Source organism: Mycobacterium sp. DBP42 (genome assembly GCF_005924235.1).
In the GTDB taxonomy this organism is placed as follows: domain Bacteria; phylum Actinomycetota; class Actinomycetes; order Mycobacteriales; family Mycobacteriaceae; genus Mycobacterium; species Mycobacterium syngnathidarum.
In genome coordinates, this window is the sequence record NZ_VCMY01000016.1 from 55,146 (window position 1) to 73,188 (window position 18,043).

Below are 18,043 nucleotides of genomic sequence, written 5' to 3' on the forward strand. Positions count from 1 at the left end.
GTCGATGAGACCAGCCTCACCTTTCGTTTCCGGTACGGCATCTAGTTGATTGCGTTGAAAGCGGCTGTCAGTCAGCCGTATTGACACGACGGGTTCAGGCCATCCATTTCCCGGCGGTGCTCCGGTCGAGTTGGTAGAGCGCCATCCTGCGATTGGACATCTCGTGCTCACCGAGGAACCGGCAACCGACGAACTCGCACAATCCACGCACGGTGGTGTTGCGGTGGTCGGGGTCGAACATGATCCGCTCGCAGTCGGGATCGGCGGCCAGGACGCTTGCGACGATCTTGGGCAGCAGCATCGGACCGAGACCCCGGTTGACCAACTCTTCGTCGGCGATCGCGCCGTGCAGACCGAGATCGTGGGGCTCGCTGTCATACCGGTCGGCAATGGAATCCTTCGCAGCGCGGTAGATTTCGAGATAGCCACGATCCACTCCACCGATGCTCAGCACGAGCGGCAGTGAATAGTCGCCTTCCACTTGGGCATTCAGATGCTTACGCCAGCGCTCCACCGGCCAGTCGTACTCCCAGGCCTTGGCGAGGTGCGGCCGGTTCATCCACTCGGCGATCATCGCGGCATCGCCATCGGTTGCCACTCGAATCTTGCTCGGTCGCAACAGCTGCGGTACGGGCGGTCCCGGCGTGAGGCGCACGGCGTCGGAGACGTTCTTCAGTTCCCGCGGCAGGACCGGGAAGCCCTCCCGCGATGACACCCACGCCAACTGCCCATCCCCCTGTCTCCCGCACAGGTCCGGGAGGCGCCACCTTGTGTGTGCGCCACCCCGGACCCGCGGCTTCCTCAGATCAGCGAGGGTGACACTAACCAAAACTTTTCCGTTGGTGGGGCGCCCCTTTCGGGACCCGTGGCGATGCCCGGTTCAGTTCAAAACCACCGTCAATATTCGGCGTCAATTTCCAAAACTGCAGCACAACAGTGCTTTTCGCGCCCCAGGAAAGGCACCCTCAGGCTTCCTGCCGACGTTGCTATCTGTGAATTGGCTGTGAGGGTCATTGCCGTGCGGCCTGTGGATCATGGCGAACGGCACTGCGCGGCAGCCAGGGTGGTTGTCGTCGGCTTTCGGCACCGAACGGCTCGTCACAGCCAAGCCTGCGGACGCAGACCGGCGCCCACGACGGTCTCGGTTCAGAAAACAATCGTCGAGGGCCGATTCGTGCGGCGGTGGTCAGCCCCAGATCGCCTGCAGCATCGCGATGGTGTCCAGTGTCTCCACGACATCGTGAACCCGGATGACATCGACGCCGGCGGCCCAGGCGGGCGCGACCGCGGCCAACGATCCGGCCAGCCGGTGCTCGACTCCGCGGCCGGTGACGTGCCCGATGAATGACTTTCGGCTGACACCCAGCAGCACCGGGAAGCGCCCGCTGCAGATCGCCGGAAGGTGACGCAGCAACTCCAAGTTGTGGTCGGCCGATTTTCCGAACCCGATACCGGGGTCGATCCACACGGGGTGCGCACCACCGGCGATAGCTGTCTGCGCGACGCCTGTGACAAAGCTGGTGACCTCGCTCACCACGTCGTCGTACTGCGGGAACACTCCTGCCAGGACGGGCACCGTATGCGAGTGCATGCTCACGTAGCCGACCCCGAGGTGCCCGGCGAGGTCGTAGAGCTTGCCCGAAACGTCGTTGATGATGCCGGCGCCGGCCCGCACCGCGGCCTCGGCCACTTCGCGATTGCGGGTGTCCACCGACACCGTGCCCAGGTGCACCAGCCCGGCGACGACGGGGAGCACGCGGGCGAGTTCCTCGTCGACCGATACCGGCACCGCGCCCGGTCGAGACGATTCGCCACCGACGTCCACTGCCCACGCCCCGGCGTCGAACATCCGCCGTCCGGCCGCGACCGCAAGTGCAGCGACGTCGAATCTGCTGTCAACCCAGAATGAATCGGGGGTGGCATTCAACACCCCCATCACCCGCATCTGGGTGGGACAGGACCGTGCGTTCATCCCGGTCCGCTCAGGACGACTGCCCGGGCGACCAGTAAGCCAGCATCTCGGCGAACGTTTCGAACGCGGGCCTCGAAACACCGTATGGCACTTCGAAGTGCAGACTCACGGGGTAACCCAGGTCGGCCAATCCATCGATGACACTCTTATAGAGGTCAACCAGTTGCCGCCGTTTGTCGGCGGGCTCACCGGCGGCCAGCGATTTGACGAAGGCCTGTTCCTGCGCGACGGCTTTATTGCCCGGGTCCTGGATCAGCCAGTCGATGAGGCCAACTCTGCTCTCCACCTTGGGTACGAACCCGAACGACAACAGAACTTCCGGCCGGTGATCATTCTTCCGGGCGAACTCGCGCAGGAAGTCGACCACGGTGTCCGAGTACAACAGTTGGGTCATGGCGAAGGTGGCGCCCTTGTCGCACTTGAAGGCGAACCGGCCCTGTTCGCCCGTGCGGGTCGGGATCAGGATCAGGATCACCCCGCGGTTCGCGACCAGGCCGTCGAATTTCGACAATGCGTCGGCCGGTGCGACACCCGTACCGTCGCCGTCGTTCATGGTGCGCGGCACACCGACGAAAATCACGCCGTCGAACCCGGCCGTGCTCAATCCGGTCAGCCGATCACGCAGCACCGTTTCGTCCGAGAACGAGGTGACCTGGGTGCACAACCCACGCACACCCGGCAATTCGGACTGGAGCCGGGACCAGTACTCGAGAACGTCCATCTTGGGCTTCATCTCGATCGGACGGTCGTCGTCTTCGGCGATCATTGCCGGGATCATGACGTGGCCGAGACGCTCTCCCACGCCGCATTCCGCAGAAAGCCGGGCCACCTTCTGCGCTTCCTCCACGGCATCACCTGTCCCGCGATCGAGATTGGGCGGCACCAATTCGAGCGCGACAGTATTCATCGTCACAAGTACCTACTGACCGACGACGACCAGGAGGTCGCCGCCTTCGACTTGTGCGGTCCGCGCGACCGCGATTCTCGTGACCGTGCCCGATTCAGGCGCGGTGATCGCCGCTTCCATCTTCATCGCCTCGATGGTGGCGACGGACTGGCCGGCTTCGACGGTGTCCCCCTCGGCGACATTGACCGTGACCACCCCGGCGAACGGAGCACCGATGTGGGCCGGGTCGGCCCGATCGGCCTTCTCGGCAACCGGAACCTCGCTGGCGATACTGCGGTCGGCCACCACGATCGGCCGCAACTGACCGTTGAGGATGCACATCACCGTCCGCATTCCCCGCTCGTCGGGTTCGGAGATCGCCTCCAACCCGATCAGCAATTCGACGCCAGGTTCGAGTTTGACCCGGTGCTCCTCGCCGTGACGCAGACCATAGAAGAACTGGTTGGCGCTCAACCGTGAGGTATCGCCGAACTCGTCGCGATGCGCCTCGAATTCCGCCGTGGGTCCCGGAAACAGCAGCCGGTTCAGGGTTGCCTGACGCTTCGGCCCCGGCGCAGTCAGCACCGCTTCGTCTTCGGCGGACAATTCCTGGATCGGCCTCGAGGGACCCCGGCCATCGAGGGCCTTGGTACGCAACGGTTCCGGCCAGCCGCCCGCAGGATCACCCAATTCGCCACGCAGGAATCCGATCACACTGTCGGGAATGTCATGGCGAGCCGGGTTCGCGGCGAAGTCATCGGCATCGATACCCGCTCCGACCATCGCCAGCGCCAGATCCCCCACCACCTTGCTCGATGGGGTGACCTTCACCAGCCGGCCCAACATCCGGTCTGCGGCTGCGTAGTTCGCCTCGATGTCCTCGAAGCGGTCACCGAGTCCGAGCGCGATGGCCTGCTGCCGCAGATTACTCAGCTGACCGCCGGGAATCTCGTGGGCATAGACCCGACCCGTCGGAGAAGGAGGAACCGATGCCGCAACATCGAAAGGCGCATAGACCTTGCGCAATGCCTCCCAGTACGGCTCAAGGTCGCACACCGCGTGAAGCGACAAGCCGGTGTCGTACTCGGTGTGCGCGGCGGCCGCCACGATCGAGGACAGCGCCGGCTGACTTGTCGTGCCCGCCAACGGAGCTGCGGCGCCGTCAACAGCGTCGGCACCGGCCATCCAGGCCGCCACATAGGTAGCCAGCTGCCCACCCGGAGTGTCATGAGTGTGTACGTGCACCGGGAGGTCGAATCGCGATTTCAGGGCGGACACCAGCGTCGCGGCCGCAGGAGCCCGCAACAAGCCCGCCATGTCCTTGACGGCGAGCACATGCGCGCCGGCCTCGACGATCTGCTCGGCCAGCCGCAGGTAGTAGTCCAACGTGTAGAGCGACTCACCGGGATCCGACAAGTCTCCCGTGTACGACATCGCGACTTCCACGATCGTCGTGCCGGTGTGGCGGACCGCGTCGATCGCCGGACGCATCGAGTCCACGTTGTTGAGTGCGTCGAAGATCCGGAAGATGTCCACCCCGGTGGCAGCAGCCTCATCGACGAACGCATGGGTCACCGCCTCCGGATACGGCGTGTAACCCACCGTGTTTCGGCCCCGCAACAACATCTGCAGACAGATGTTGGGCAGTGCTTCGCGCAACGCCGCCAACCGTTCCCACGGATCCTGCTTGAGGAACCGCAGCGAGACGTCGTAAGTGGCACCGCCCCAGCATTCGACGGACAGCAGTTGGGGCATCGTCCTGGCGATGTACGGCGCGACCCGCAACAGTCCGCTCGTGCGCACCCGGGTGGCCAGCAGCGATTGATGTGCGTCGCGAAAAGTGGTGTCGGTCACGCTGATTGCGCGGCTGTTGCGCAGCCAGGTGGCAAAGCCTTCGGGCCCCAGCTCGGTCAGGCGCTGCTTGGACCCCGGAGGCGGGGCGATGCTCAGATCGCACTCGGGCAGCTTGTCGCGTGGGTACACGACCGATGGTCGCGGACCGTGGGGCTGGTTGACGGTGACATCGGCCAGGTAGTTGAGGATCCTGGTGCCGCGGTCGGCACTGCCGCGCGCGGTGAGCAGCTGGGGTCGTTCCTCGATGAACGAGGTCGTCACCCGCCCCGCGACGAAGTCGGGGTCCTCCAGGACCGCGGCCAGGAACGGGATGTTGGTCGATACTCCACGAATCCGGAACTCCGCTACTGCGCGTCGCGCCCGCGCCACTGCCGTCGAAAAATCTCGGCCGCGGCACGTCAGCTTGACCAGCATCGAATCGAAATGCGCCGCAACCTCGGCCCCGAGATTGGTACCACCGTCCAGCCGGACGCCCGCGCCGCCCGGTGAGCGATACGCGGTGATGCGTCCGGTGTCGGGGCGGAAACCGTTGGAGGGGTCCTCGGTGGTGATCCGGCACTGCAGGGCAGCGCCGCGAATCTTCAACGCGCCCTGGGCAAGTCCAAGATCGGACAGTGATTGCCCACCCGCGATCCGCAACTGACTCGACACCAGGTCGACATCGGTGATTTCTTCGGTCACCGTGTGCTCGACCTGAATCCGGGGGTTGCACTCGATGAACACGTGCCGGCCCCGCTCGTCGAGCAGGAACTCCACTGTACCGGCGCATGAGTACCCGATCTGACGGGCGAATGCCACCGCGTCGGCGCAGATCCTTTCCCGCAGATCGGGATCCAGATCAGGTGCGGGCGCCAGCTCGATGACCTTCTGGTGACGGCGCTGCACACTGCAATCCCGCTCGAAGAGGTGGATCACGTTGCCCTGGGTGTCGGCCAGGATCTGCACCTCGATATGGCGCGGGTTGATCACCGCCTGCTCCAGGAACACCGTGGGGTCTCCGAAAGCCGACTCTGCTTCGCGGCTGGCCGCCTCGATCGCTTCCTTCAGGTCGGTCAGGTCGTTGACCCGTCGCATCCCCCGGCCCCCGCCACCGGCAACGGCTTTGACGAACACCGGGAAACTCATCGATTCGGCTGCGGCCAGCAGCTCTGAGACCGAGCTCGAGGGGGCCGAGGAAGCCAGCACCGGCAGGCCGGCCGTGCGGGCGGCGGCGATGGCGCGGGCTTTGTTGCCGGTCAGCTCCAGCACATCAGCCGACGGCCCCACGAACGTGATCCCCGCGTGCTCACACGCTCTCGCCAGATCCGGATTCTCGGAAAGAAAGCCGTACCCGGGGTAGATCGCGTCCGCGCCGGCCTCCCTGGCCACCCGGATGATCTCTTCGACCGAGAGGTAGGCGCGGACCGGATGTCCTTCCTCACCGATCTGGTAGGACTCGTCGGCCTTCAGCCGGTGCTGAGAATTTCGATCCTCGTACGGGTAGACGGCCACCGTCGAGAGTCCGAGCTCGTATGCCGCGCGAAACGCGCGGATGGCGATCTCACCTCGGTTGGCGACCAGAACCTTGTCGACCACTGTTTCCTTTCCTATCCCGCGAGCAGTCCCCTGGGTACCCCATCCGGGGTGCTTTCCGGGTACCTACGCATCTGCTCGTCGGAAAAACGCAAGCTAAGCCAGAGCCCGTTGCGGATGACCGCTGTAGTCGCTGAGCGGCCGGATGAGGGCGTTCGATGCCGCCTGCTCCATGATGTGTGCCGTCCAGCCGGTGATCCGGCTCATCACGAAAAGCGGTGTGAAGCTGGGGATGTCGAATCCCATCAGGTAGTAGGCCGGCCCGGTCGGAAAATCCAGGTTCGGCTTGATCTTGGTGGCCGCGAACATCGCGCTTTCCAGCACGTTGTAGATGTCCAACCAGCGCTGACCATCGCGCGCAGCCGCAACGTCTTGCAGAGCCGCCTTCATGGTGGGCACCCGGGAATCGCCGTTCTTGTAGACCCGGTGTCCGAAGCCCATCACCTTGTCCTTGCGGGACAACTTGCCGTGCAACCATTCCGCGGCATTGTCGGCGCTGCCGATCTCGAGCATGTCGTGCATGACTGCCTCGTTGGCACCACCGTGCAGCGAGCCCTTCAAGGCACCGATGGCGGCCGTGACCGCGCTGTAGATATCGGATTGCGTCGAGGTGACCACGCGGGCCGCGAACGTGGAGGCGTTGAAGCTGTGCTCCGCGTAGAGGACCATGGACTGCTCGAAGGCCTTGACGATCACCGGATCCGGCACCTCGCCGAAGCACATGTTCAGAAAGTTCTCCGCATAGCCCATGTGGCTGTGCGGGGCGATCGGTTCCAGGCCCCGGCGCCGGCGCATATCGGCGGCAACGATGGTCGGTAGTACAGCAAACATCCGCAGCGACTTGGCGAAGTTGGCCGACGGGGCGCTGTCGTCCTCCTCCGGGTCTTCGGCGCCCAGATAGCTGATCGCGGTACGGACCACGTCCATCGGATGGCAGTTGTCGGGGATCTTGGCCAACAGTGACTGCATCGACCGGTCGATACGCCGGGACGCCCGTTCACGCTGGGAGAACAGGGCCAGTTCCTGATCCGTGGGGAGTTCCCCGTGCCACAGCAGGTAGGCCACCTGCTCGAAACTGCAGTGCACGGCCAGATCCTGAACGGCGTAACCCCGGTAGGTGAGCGAGTTGGTTTCCGGCACCACCTTGGAGATCGCGGTGGTGTCGACCACCACGCCCGCCAGGCCCTTGTGAATGCTCGGCTTGATCGTGTCGTTCGCGATAGCGGTCATCGTGTCGCCCCTTGCAGCGAGAAATTGTAGATATCCGAGTCGAACTGGTTGTAGTCGTTGTAACGCAGGAGCTCGTACAGCCGGCTTCGATGCTGCATCTGACCAAGAAGACCGGATTGTGTTCCTGCCGAGGAAATCTCACGTAGTCCCACCTCGACGGCGTGCATCGCCAGCCGCAGCGTGGTCACCGGGTAGATCACCATGTTGTAGCCGATCTCGGACAACTGCTGCGTCGTGAGCAGTTCAGACTTTCCGAACTCGGTCATGTTGGCCAGCAGCGGAACGTCGACCGCCTCCCGGAACTGTTCGAAATCCGCCGGGGTGTACAGAGCCTCGGTGAAGATCAGATCGGCGCCGGCATCCGCGTAGGCCTTGGCCCGGTCGATCGCCGCGGGGATCCCCTCGATCCCGGCGGCGTCCGTGCGGGCGCAGATGATGAAATTGGGATCACGGCGGGCCGAGACAGCGGCACGGAGTCGCTTGACCATCTCGGCGGTCTCCACCACGGCCTTCCCGTCGAGATGGCCGCACCGCTTCGGGTTCACCTGGTCTTCCAGGTGAAGCCCGGCCAGGCCCGCGTCTTCGAGCAACGTTACGGTACGGGCCGCGCTCATCGGTTCGCCGAACCCGGTATCGGCATCGATCAGCGTCGGAAGATCGGTGGCCGAAGCGATTTGGGCGCCACGCCCCGTCACCTCGGTCAACGTGGTCAAGCCGATGTCGGGCAGGCCCAAGTCCGCGGACAAGACCGCACCCGAGACGTAGACGCCGTCGAAGCCGATCTCGGCAACAAGCTTGGCCACCAGCGGCGAGAATGCCCCCGGAAAGCGCAGGAGCCGACCGGATTCCAGCCCGCGGCGCAGCTTCCGGCGCTTCTCCGCGGCCGGGGTGGTGGAGCCGAGTAACCCGCCCCCACTCATCGGAAAATCCCCGAGGGAATCGTCGGCGCCTTGTCCAACACCCGCTGATCCACCCGAACGTTGAGGCCGGCCAGGCCGCCACCCTTGGTCGCCGAGATGTTCTCGACCGCAGTCAGGAAACGCTTCTGCTCTTCGGCTTCCACGACACCCTCGGCCAGTTCGGCGAACTTGGCGACATATTGCTCGCGCTCGAAAGGCCGGGCGCCCAGTGGGTGAGCGTCGGCGACCGCGAGCTCGTCGACGATGGTCTCGCCGCTCTTGAGGGTGATCACGGCCTTGGCGCCGAATGCCTTCTCGGCCGGATCGTTCGAGTGGTAGCGCCGGGTCCACTCGGGATCCTCGACCGTGGAGATCTTGCGCCACAGCTCGATGGTGTCGGGCCGGTGTGCCCGTTCTGGGGCGTAGGACCGTTCGTGGTGCCAGGTGCCGTCCTGCAGCGCGACGGCGAAGATGTACATCACCGAGTGGTCGAGCGTTTCGCGGGACGCGTCGGGATCGAACTTCTGCGGGTCGTTGGATCCGGTGCCGATCACCACGTGGGTGTGATGGCTGGTGTGCAGCACGATCGTGGCGATCTGGTCCAGGTCACCGATGCGTTCGCGCATCCGGCGGGCCAGGTCGATCGGCGCCTGGCTCTGGTACTCCGCCGAATGCTCCTTGGTGTAGGTGTCGAGGATGGCGCGCTTGGGCTCACCCGGCCCGGGCAGCGGGACCTGGTAGGTGTGGTTCGGGCCGGACAGCAGCCAGGCGATCACACCGTCCTCGCCCTCCCAGATCGGCGCAGGCGATCCCTCGCCGCGCATCGCCCGGTCGACGGCCTCGATGGCCACCTTGCCGGCCCAGGCCGGCGCGTAGGCCTTCCAGCTGGAGATCAGTCCCTTGCGCGACTGCCGGGTGGCGGTGGTCAGGTGCAGGGCCTGACCGATTGCGGCATAGATGGTTTCGGGATCGAGCCGCAGCATGGTGCCCAATCCGGCTGCGACCGAAGGCCCCAGGTGCGCAACATGGTCGATCTTGTGCTCGTGCAGGCAGATGCCCTTGACCAGGTCGACCTGCACCTCGTAGGCGGTCGCGATACCGCGGATCAGGTCTGCTCCGCCGACGCCGAGCTGCTGCGCCACCGCGACCAGAGCCGGGATGTTGTCGCCCGGGTGGGAGTATTCGGCGGCCAGGAACGTGTCGTGGAAATCCAGTTCCCGCACTGCCACACCGTTGGCCCACGCCGCCCATTCGGGCGAGACCGTGCCCTCGACGCCGAACACGGAAGCACCCCGCGGCGTCTTGTGCGCGAGCGCCTGCGCCCGGGCGACCGTCACCGGACGGCGAATCACCGACGCCGCCGACACCGCGGCGTTGTCGATTATCCGGTTGACCACCATCGCCTCGGTCTCGGGCAGTACGGCGACCGGATCGGCAGCGATCTCGGCGATCTTCCAAGCCAGGTGCTCGCTACGCGGGAAGTCCTCGGCGCTGCGTCGGGTTTTGACCTCGTGTTCAAGCATGATCCGCACGGTACGCACAGCGATTGACCAGCGGTAGTACCTGTAAATGCGTACTTTTGTGTCCTCTATGCGGCATTTTTTGCGAATGTTGCGAAAGCGGATGGGCGTAATCTCGTCAGCGGTGACCAAGACATTCGCCGGCGCCCGTCTGCGACGGCTACGCGATGAGAGAGGCCTGACACAGGTCGCGCTGGCGCGTGCCCTGGGACTGTCGACCAGCTACGTCAACCAACTGGAGAACGACCAGCGGCCGATCACGGTCCCCGTGTTGCTGGCTCTGTCCGATCGCTTCGATCTGCCGACCCAGTACTTCGCCCCCGATGCTGACGCACGGTTGGTGTCGGACCTGCGCGAGATCCTGGCCGACAGCGCCACCAGCTCGCAGATCGAGGAACTTGTCGCCCGTATGCCCGAGGTCGGTCAGACCATGGTGAGCATGCACCGCCGGCTGCACGATGCCACCGCCGAACTGGAGGCGGTTCACGGACGCGCCAACCTGGACGCCCAGTCGGGCGCGCAGCAGCCGATGCCGTTCGAGGAAGTGCGCGATTTCTTCTACGACCGGCGCAACTACGTCGACGCGCTTGACCGCGCCGCCGAGGATCTCTTCACCCGGCACCGACTGCAGATCGGCGGCCTCGACCGGCAATTGGCCGATCTGCTGTCCACCGAATTCGGCATTTCGGTGATCGTGGACGACGGAGATGTGTTGGGTGCCAACGTGAAACGTCGGTACCAGCCCGAAGCTGGGACGCTTCACGTGGCGCGCTGGTTGTTGCCCGGGCAGCGCGCGTTCCAACTCGCCACCCAGATCGCCTTGTTACTGCATTCCAAACTGATCGACTCGATCGTCGCCACCGATGACCAATTGAGCTCAGAGGCAAGGGATGTGGCCCGCATCGGGCTAGCCAACTACTTCGCCGGCGCCCTGCTGCTCCCCTACCGGATGTTCCTGTCGGCCGCCGAGGATCTACGCTACGACATCGACCAACTAGCCCGGCGTTTCGAGATGGGCTTCGAGACGATCTGCCACCGTCTGTCGACCCTGCAGCGCCCGGATGCGCGCGGAATCCCGTTCATCTTCGTCCGCACCGACAGTGCCGGAAACATCTCGAAGCGCCAGTCCGCCACAGCTTTTCACTTCTCTCGGGTGGGCGGAAACTGCCCGCTCTGGGTGGTGCACCAGGCGTTCTCTCGCCCCGGCGAGTTCCTGACCCAGGTGGCTCAGATGCCCGACGGCCGCAGCTATTTCTGGGTCGCGAGGACGTCGGGCTCGGTACCGAGCCGGTACCTGGGTACGCCGAAGAGCTTCGCCATCGGGCTGGGTTGCGACCTGAGCCACGCCGACAAGCTGGTGTACTCGGTGGGCATCGACCTGGGCGACCCCGAAGCCACGGTGCCCATCGGGGCGGGTTGCCGGATCTGCGACCGCCCGGCCTGCCCGCAACGCGCCTTCCCGTATGTCGGCAGGCCAGTCCACGTCGACCCGCGGACCAGCAGCAATCTGCCCTACTCTCCGACAGCCTGAGCAGGTGTGCGATCCCCGCGGTCGATGCGGGACAATGGCCCGGTGGACTGCGTGGTGGCACGAGAGGCGCTTTCGGCGCGCCTCGATGGGGAGCGTGAGCCGGTCCCCTCTGCGCGCGTCGACGAGCATCTGCGCGACTGCCGGGAATGCGCCGACTGGTATGACCGGGCCGGCGTTCAAGCCCTGCAACTGCGCGATCTGGCCAACACCGGATTGATGGGCGCGGTGAGTGGCCGCCCGAGCCGCGGGACGAGTGCGTTCGCCGGCCTCTGGGTGCGGCTGAACCGGCACCTGCTGGCCACCGCGATTGTCGTCGCCGGAGTCGCCCAGGTGGGTTTGGCGATCGCACAGGCAGTCGGCATCAATTTCGGAATGGTTGCCGCACATCACGGGTCGGCCAGCGGAGCTCACCTGCTGAACGAGTCCACGGCGTGGTCGGCGGCGCTGGGAATCGCGACGATTGCCATGGCCTTTCGCCGCCGGATCGCATCCGGTCTCGCCTGCGTGCTGGTGATCTACTGCGGATTCCTCGCCTATTACGTGGTGTCGGACGCGCTTGCGGGCCTCGTGACCCCCATCCGGGTACTCAGTCACCTGCCTGTGGCGTTGGCGGCGATCGTCTCGGTCTGGGCGTCGCGCACCGGACGCCCGCACGATCCGTCACCCACAGCCCAGGGTGACGACGAGAATTCGGGACCGGCCTCCCCGGCCGGCCGCCATCTGCGCGCGGCCGACGATCCCGCTGCCTGAACCGCTACACCATGACGCCGAACATGATCGCCATGCCGGCAGCCATCATCGCCCGGCACAACGTGGCGAAATGCGAGAACGACGATGTTCCGGACCGCTGACGCGCCGAGAAGTAGCGGTACATCCAGCCCACTGCGGCGGTCCCGAAACCGATCGTCAGCAGCCAGCTGATCGCAGGGATCCACTGCGGCTGCACCGACATGGGCTCCATGGCGCTCGCCGCACCGCCGTCGTGGTGGATGTGCATCGTGGACATGCCATGGTCACCGTCGGACATCGTTTCGGTGGCGCGTGGAAGCAGCATGCCGTTCATCGCGGCATACATCCACCCCATCGCCAGCATCATCGCGGCGTGATAGCCGTCGAGCAGGCGGCTGTGCGTCGCGGCGGACCGCGCCAGGCGGACAAGGAACCAGACGGCGGCGGCCGAAAAGAACACCATGGGCGCCACTGTCGGCAGCTGTGCGCCGCGCGGCCAGGCCATCGCCAGCATCGCTACGGCCATTGCCAGGTGGAGCAACTCGCTCACCGCAATGCCCAACCGGCCACGAGAGCGCACACACGCATACGTGTACTCAGCAGCGCTCAGAGCGAACAACACCGTTACCACCCACCGGAGCGTGAGATCGGCGATCATCCAGAGTCCTGTCCGTGAGAGTGTCGGGGTGCGGCCGTCCTCTGTTGGTCGCGGGCGCCTGCGCCAAAGTTCCCGCACCCATCAGCACTACGACATGTTGTCGTAGACTCGCCTGGCCGCGATGTTTTGTGTTCCGCGGCGGAAGGCCGGTTCGACTATGGCGCGTGTGCAAATACCCGGTGGCACCGGCGTGTGGCGGGCTCGCTCGGCGCTGTTCGCCACCGTCGCCGCCTGCGCGGTGGCGCTGTTTTTGTGTGCGGTCCAGCTGGGCGCACAACGACTCGCCGTCGCGGGAATCGCCGATCCGGGAACGGCCACGAGTGCAGCCCGGTTGCTCGGCCACTGGACCGCGACGCTGGCCGCGGCCGTGTGCACCGGGGCGCTGGTCTGGATCGTGACGACCGCCACACCGCGTGACGACGGATGTATCGACGCCGGATCCTTTTCAGCGCACCTCCTGGTCGAACGCGCCGCGGTCCTCTGGGCCTGTTGCGCGAGCGCCATGGTGGTCATCTCCGCATCGGCCGACGCGGGAATCCCCGTCACCCGCCTCGTCACCGGTCCCGGCCTCGGCAGCACCATCGCGGCGTCCGAGGTCGCGCGCGGGTGGTGCGTGGCTGCGATCTGCGCACTGGTGCTGGCCGTCGGCGTGCGGTTCACGCTGCGCTGGATCGGACACTGCGTGGCGCTGTTGCCCGCCGTGATCGCACTACTCGCCGTCCCGGTGACCGGAAACGCCGGGCAGGGTCCGGATCATGACATCGCCACCAGCGCGGTGATCGTCTTCGCCGTCGCCGTCGCAGTATGGGCGGGGACCAAGATCGTCGCGGCCGGGCTTCCCGACGCCGCGCTCGGCCGTCGCGTCCAGATGATGCATGTCGCTTGCGGGGCGGTGACCGTTGTTTACGGCGCTGTGCTGGCGACACTGATGTTGGGCGGCACACCGGTCCTGGGCTCGACGTACGGGGTGGCCGTACTGGCCGCCGGGACACTGCTCACGCTGACCTGGATGGGCGACGGCGTATTTCTGCTGAAGCACCGACAGCCCTCACGCCTGGCGAACACCGTGTCTGCCGCCGCGATGATCGTCGCATCCGCTGCGGTGGCACTGGCCGCGAACAGCGTGCCGCCCCGGTTCACGGTTCACGAGTTCTCCACGTGGGACGTCTTTTTGGGTTACCAACTCGATGCGCCTCCGAGCCCGCTCAGCTTGATCACCGCATGGCGGTTCGATCCACTGATCGGTACGGCAGCCATCGTGGTCGCACTGGGCTATCTCGTCGCCGCCGCCAGACTGCGGCGGCGCGGCGACCACTGGCCGGTAGGACGCACGATTGCCTGGACACTGGGGTGCGCGGCCCTGCTGATCACCACCAGTTCCGGAGTACGCGCCTACGGATCGGCGATGTTCAGCGTGCACATGGGCGAACACATGGCGCTGAACATGTTCGTGCCCGTACTTCTGGTGCTCGGCGCACCGGTGACCCTGGCCCTGCGGGTGCTGCCGTCCGCGCCGAAAGATGCGGCTCCGGGCCCTCGCGAGTGGCTGATCTGGTTCGTTCATTCACCTGTGACGCGTTTTGTGTCGCATCCGGTGACGGCGTTCGTCTTGTTCGTCGGGTCGCTGTACCTCGTCTACTTCACGCCCCTGTTCGACACCTTGATCCGGTATCACTGGGGCCACGAGTTCATGACCGTGCACTTCCTGCTCACCGGGTATCTGTATTACTGGGGAATCATCGGTATCGATCCCGGGCCGCGGCGGCTGCCGTTCCTGGGGCGGCTCGGCCTGCTGTTCGCCGTGATGCCCTTCCATGCTTTCTTTGGCATCGCGACGATGACGATGACGTCCTCTCTGGGCGAGAGCTTCTACCGATCCGTCAATCTGCCTTGGTTGCAGAGCATCTCGGACGACCAGCACATGGGCGGCGCCATCGCGTGGGGTTCGAGCGAGGTGCCGGTGATCATCGTGGTGGTCGCGCTGGTAGCCCAGTGGGCACGTCAGGACCGCCGGGCGGGAGCCCGCGAGGACCGCCACAGCGACCGCGGGTACGACGACGAACTCGACGCCTACAACGCGATGCTTCGCGAACTCTCCCGCACCCGGCGCTGAAATCGCAGTTCACCGGATGCGCGAGGCTACGCGATCAGTCGGACTGGTCGGAACCGCAGGTGCAGTTGCTCCCGCAGGTGCAGTTCTCGCACGTACAGTTCGGGTTGTCACACTTCGTCGATCCGGCTGTTTCATTGCTGGTCATGCATATGAGATTACGCCCGATACCTGCTGATCAGGCCGCAACGGAACTAATCCCGGCGTGCCGCCGACCAATCAAAAGAGGCCATCGAGATCCACACCGACTGTCCGAAAGGTATTTTCAGTGACTCCTCAGGAGATGGCCGCGACGGTCGAGACCGAACTGCGGGCCATCGAGCGCCGGGTGTTCGAGGATGTCTGGATCGGCGCCGCGCGAGCCCGAGTGCTGACAGCACTTGCCATCGCGGTGGCGGGGGCGGCCATCGCGTTGCGCGTCACCGGCGACATTCCCGCCGGCCCAACCCGCAACGGGCACTGGATATCGCTGGTCGCGATCTCGCTGTTCGCCCTGGCGTCGGCGGCATCGGCTTTCGCCCTGGTACGTCGCCGGTTTCGGTGGTGCTGCATGGCGACCTGTACATCGGCTGTCGCGACTGTGGGCGGCGCCGGGTCATTCTGGTGGCATCACACCGCGCACACCGCCTCGTGGGTTCCGGCGGCACTCGGCACACTCACCGTTGCGGCGCTGACGGCGGGATGGCTGGGGGTGTGCCTGGCCCCGCTGGACTCGTCTCAGCCGGACATGCGGGCCGCGGGCCGCACTTCCGGTTGAGCATCGCCGAACGCGTTCGGTTGGGCCGTACCGTAATTGCGCAACCGCAGGCTGTTCGACACCACCAGGAACGATGACACCGCCATCGCCGCGCCCGCGATCAACGGGTTCAGCAAGCCCGCCGCGGCGATCGGTATGGCCGCGACGTTGTAACCGAAAGCCCAGATCATGTTGACCTGAATGGTCCGCATCGTCGCGCGGGCCAGGCCGAGCGCCTGCGGGACCGAATCCAGGTTGTCGCGGACCAGGATGATGTCGGCTGCGCCGATGGCGACGTCGGTCCCGCGGCCGATGGCGAGGCCCAGGTCAGCGCAAGCCAGGGCGGGACCGTCATTGATCCCGTCACCGACCATGGCCACCACCCGGCCCTGATCCCGCAGTTTCTCGATCGCGCCGACCTTGTCCTCGGGCAGCACCTCGGCAACCACGTCGTCGATGTCCACGGCCGCCCCGATCGCGGCGGCCGTCGCGGCGTTGTCACCGGTCAACAGCATGGTTTTCATCCCCTCGGCGTGAAGTCGTGCGATGGCACCGGCAGCCGACTCCTTGACGGCATCAGCGATGCAGATGGCGCCGCAGACGGTGTCACCGCACGCGACGAACACGACTGTCTGGCCCCGTGACTCACCCGCCTTGCGGGCGGCAGCCAGGCCGGCCGGCACCACGCGGTCGCGGGTCACCCAGGCCGGTCGTCCGACCACCACGGCCACGCCGTCCACCGAGCCGGACACCCCGTGCCCCGCGAACGCCTGGAAGTCCTCGACGGCGGCGCCCTCACGTCCGGCGCGAGCAGTGACGATCGCGTGCGCGACGGGATGCTCGGATGCCGACTCGACGGCCGCCGCGTGTGCGAGAACGTCGTCCTCGGTCCATCCGTCGGCCGAGGTGACGGTGATGACCTGAGGTTGGCCGGTGGTCAGGGTGCCGGTCTTGTCGAATACCACGGTGTCGACCGCGCGGATCGCCTCCAAGGCCCGGTGCCCCTTGAGGAAGATCCCCAGCTGGGCACCGCGCCCCGAGGCCACCATCATCGCCGTCGGGGTCGCCAGCCCCAGCGCGCACGGACAGGCGATCACCAGGACCGCCAGCGCGGCCGAGACCGCTCGATTGATGTCGCCGTCGACCAGCAGCCAACCGATCGCGGTTGCCGCCGCGATCACGAGCACACATGGCACGAACACCGAGGCGATGCGGTCGGCGAGTCGCTGTGCGTCAGCCTTTTGTGCCTGCGCCTGCTCGACGAGGCGGACCATCCCGGCGAACCGGGTGTCGGAGCCCACCGCGGCGGCCTCGACGATCAACCGGCCGTCGAGGACGACGGTGCCGCCCACCACGCTCGAACCTTCGTGCGTCTGTACCGGTTTCGATTCCCCGGTCATCGCGCTGACGTCGACGGCGGCCGCTCCGGAGACCACCAGGCCGTCGGCGGCGATGGCCTCACCCGGGCGAACGACGAATCGCTGCCCTTCTTTGAGTTCGTCGGCGGGAAGCACGAGTTCGCCACCGTCGGCCAGCAGCACCGTCACCGATTTGGCCCCCAGCGCCGCAAGGGCCCGCAGAGCTCCCCCGGCGCGCGAGCGGGCCCGAGCCTCGAAGTACCGGCCGGCGAGCACGAAAACCGTTACCCCGGCAGCGACCTCAAGGTAGATGGCGTCGCTGCCCAGCAGCGCCTGCCACACGCCCGCGGCGTGGTAGGTCTGGTGATCGAAGAAGATCGTGTACATCGACCAGACGGTGGCGGCGGTGACGCCGATGGAGATCAGGGTCTCCATGGTGGAGGTTCCGTGCCGGGCATTGCGCAGGGCCGCGCGATGGAACGGCCAGGCGGCCCAGGTGACGATCGGTGCGGCCAGCGCGGTGAGCACCCACTGCCATCCGGTGAATCTGGTGTCGGGCACCACGGCAAACATCACCGACAGATCGGCCAGGGGGATGAACAACACGGCGGCGATCGCGAGGCGCAGCAGCAGGCTGCGGGCGTGGTCGGCATCGGGGTCGACGTCGGTCGTGGCACGCTCGACTCGTGGTGCCGCCTGGTAGCCGGCCCGCTCGATGACCGCACACAGCTGCTCGACGCCGACGTCCGGAGTGGCTTCCACGGTGGCGACGCGTGTGGCGAAGTTCACTGATGCGCGCACCCCGTCGACCTTGTTGAGCTTGTTCTCCACGCGGGCAGCGCAGGCCCCGCACGACATCCCTGTGACGTCGAGCGCAATGCGCTGGGTCGCCGCATTGTCAGGGACAGTTGCTGTGGTCACCACTACTCCAATTGCTCGCTCACCACGTCGGTGGCATACGTCACCGAAGAGATAGTCGCTCCGGCCC

At 66.0% G+C, this 18,043-nt stretch carries 13 protein-coding genes; 4 read left to right on the top strand and 9 right to left on the bottom strand.

Annotated features, from left to right (window positions below; genetic code table 11):
* Window positions 1-94 precede the first annotated feature (94 nt).
* From E0T84_RS16550 to prpD, 7 genes are all read right to left on the bottom strand, one after another.
* Window positions 95-715: a GNAT family N-acetyltransferase gene (locus E0T84_RS16550; protein WP_305801191.1), complete on the bottom strand. Its 621-nt coding sequence runs from the start codon at window positions 713-715 to the stop codon at window positions 95-97.
* 471 nt (window positions 716-1,186) lie between these two features.
* Window positions 1,187-1,972, bottom strand: a complete 786-nt coding sequence (folP, locus tag E0T84_RS16555; protein ID WP_070185883.1) for a dihydropteroate synthase — start codon at window positions 1,970-1,972, stop codon at window positions 1,187-1,189.
* A 10-nt stretch (window positions 1,973-1,982) separates the two neighbouring features.
* Window positions 1,983-2,885 carry a mycobacterial-type methylenetetrahydrofolate reductase gene (locus E0T84_RS16560; RefSeq protein WP_070185882.1) on the bottom strand — a complete coding sequence of 301 codons (903 nt, stop codon included), beginning with the start codon at window positions 2,883-2,885 and terminating at the stop codon, window positions 1,983-1,985.
* A 6-nt stretch (window positions 2,886-2,891) separates the two neighbouring features.
* Window positions 2,892-6,287 (bottom strand): pyruvate carboxylase, encoded by a 3,396-nt coding sequence (locus E0T84_RS16565; RefSeq protein WP_138744977.1) that lies wholly within the window; start codon window positions 6,285-6,287, stop codon window positions 2,892-2,894.
* A gap of 93 nt (window positions 6,288-6,380) precedes the next feature.
* Entirely contained in the window at window positions 6,381-7,514 is a 1,134-nt protein-coding gene (locus tag E0T84_RS16570; protein WP_070185880.1) for a bifunctional 2-methylcitrate synthase/citrate synthase, read from the bottom strand.
* Window positions 7,511-8,434, bottom strand: a complete 924-nt coding sequence (gene prpB, locus E0T84_RS16575) for a methylisocitrate lyase (protein ID WP_070185879.1) — start codon at window positions 8,432-8,434, stop codon at window positions 7,511-7,513. The genes E0T84_RS16570 and prpB overlap by 4 nt, the downstream gene beginning before the upstream one ends.
* Entirely contained in the window at window positions 8,431-9,936 is a 1,506-nt protein-coding gene (prpD, locus tag E0T84_RS16580; RefSeq protein WP_070943574.1) for a 2-methylcitrate dehydratase PrpD, read from the bottom strand. Before prpD ends, prpB begins: the two co-directional genes overlap by 4 nt.
* 85 nt (window positions 9,937-10,021) lie before the next feature.
* On the opposite strand from prpD, the gene E0T84_RS16585 reads away from it, so the two are divergent.
* Both E0T84_RS16585 and E0T84_RS16590 read left to right on the top strand, forming a co-directional pair.
* Window positions 10,022-11,464, top strand: a complete 1,443-nt coding sequence (locus tag E0T84_RS16585; protein ID WP_138744978.1) for a short-chain fatty acyl-CoA regulator family protein — start codon at window positions 10,022-10,024, stop codon at window positions 11,462-11,464.
* A 6-nt stretch (window positions 11,465-11,470) separates the two neighbouring features.
* Entirely contained in the window at window positions 11,471-12,214 is a 744-nt protein-coding gene (locus E0T84_RS16590) for a DUF2275 domain-containing protein (protein WP_131823113.1), read from the top strand.
* A 4-nt stretch (window positions 12,215-12,218) separates the two neighbouring features.
* Here the strand turns inward: E0T84_RS16590 and E0T84_RS16595 are convergent, their stop codons facing one another.
* Window positions 12,219-12,851: a DUF5134 domain-containing protein gene (locus tag E0T84_RS16595; RefSeq protein ID WP_138744979.1), complete on the bottom strand. Its 633-nt coding sequence runs from the start codon at window positions 12,849-12,851 to the stop codon at window positions 12,219-12,221.
* A gap of 157 nt (window positions 12,852-13,008) precedes the next feature.
* Here E0T84_RS16595 and E0T84_RS16600 point away from each other — a divergent pair, with 157 nt between their 5' ends.
* Complete coding sequence (locus E0T84_RS16600) at window positions 13,009-14,964, top strand: cytochrome c oxidase assembly protein (protein ID WP_138744980.1); 1,956 nt, start codon at window positions 13,009-13,011, stop codon at window positions 14,962-14,964.
* A gap of 265 nt (window positions 14,965-15,229) precedes the next feature.
* On the top strand, window positions 15,230-15,718 hold the full coding sequence (locus tag E0T84_RS16605) for a hypothetical protein (RefSeq protein ID WP_131823112.1): 489 nt from the start codon (window positions 15,230-15,232) through the stop codon (window positions 15,716-15,718).
* Here E0T84_RS16605 and E0T84_RS16610 read toward each other — a convergent pair.
* Entirely contained in the window at window positions 15,679-17,976 is a 2,298-nt protein-coding gene (locus E0T84_RS16610; protein WP_371726008.1) for a heavy metal translocating P-type ATPase, read from the bottom strand. The two genes, E0T84_RS16605 and E0T84_RS16610, sit on opposite strands and share 40 nt — an antisense overlap.
* Window positions 17,977-18,043: the final 67 nt, after the last annotated feature.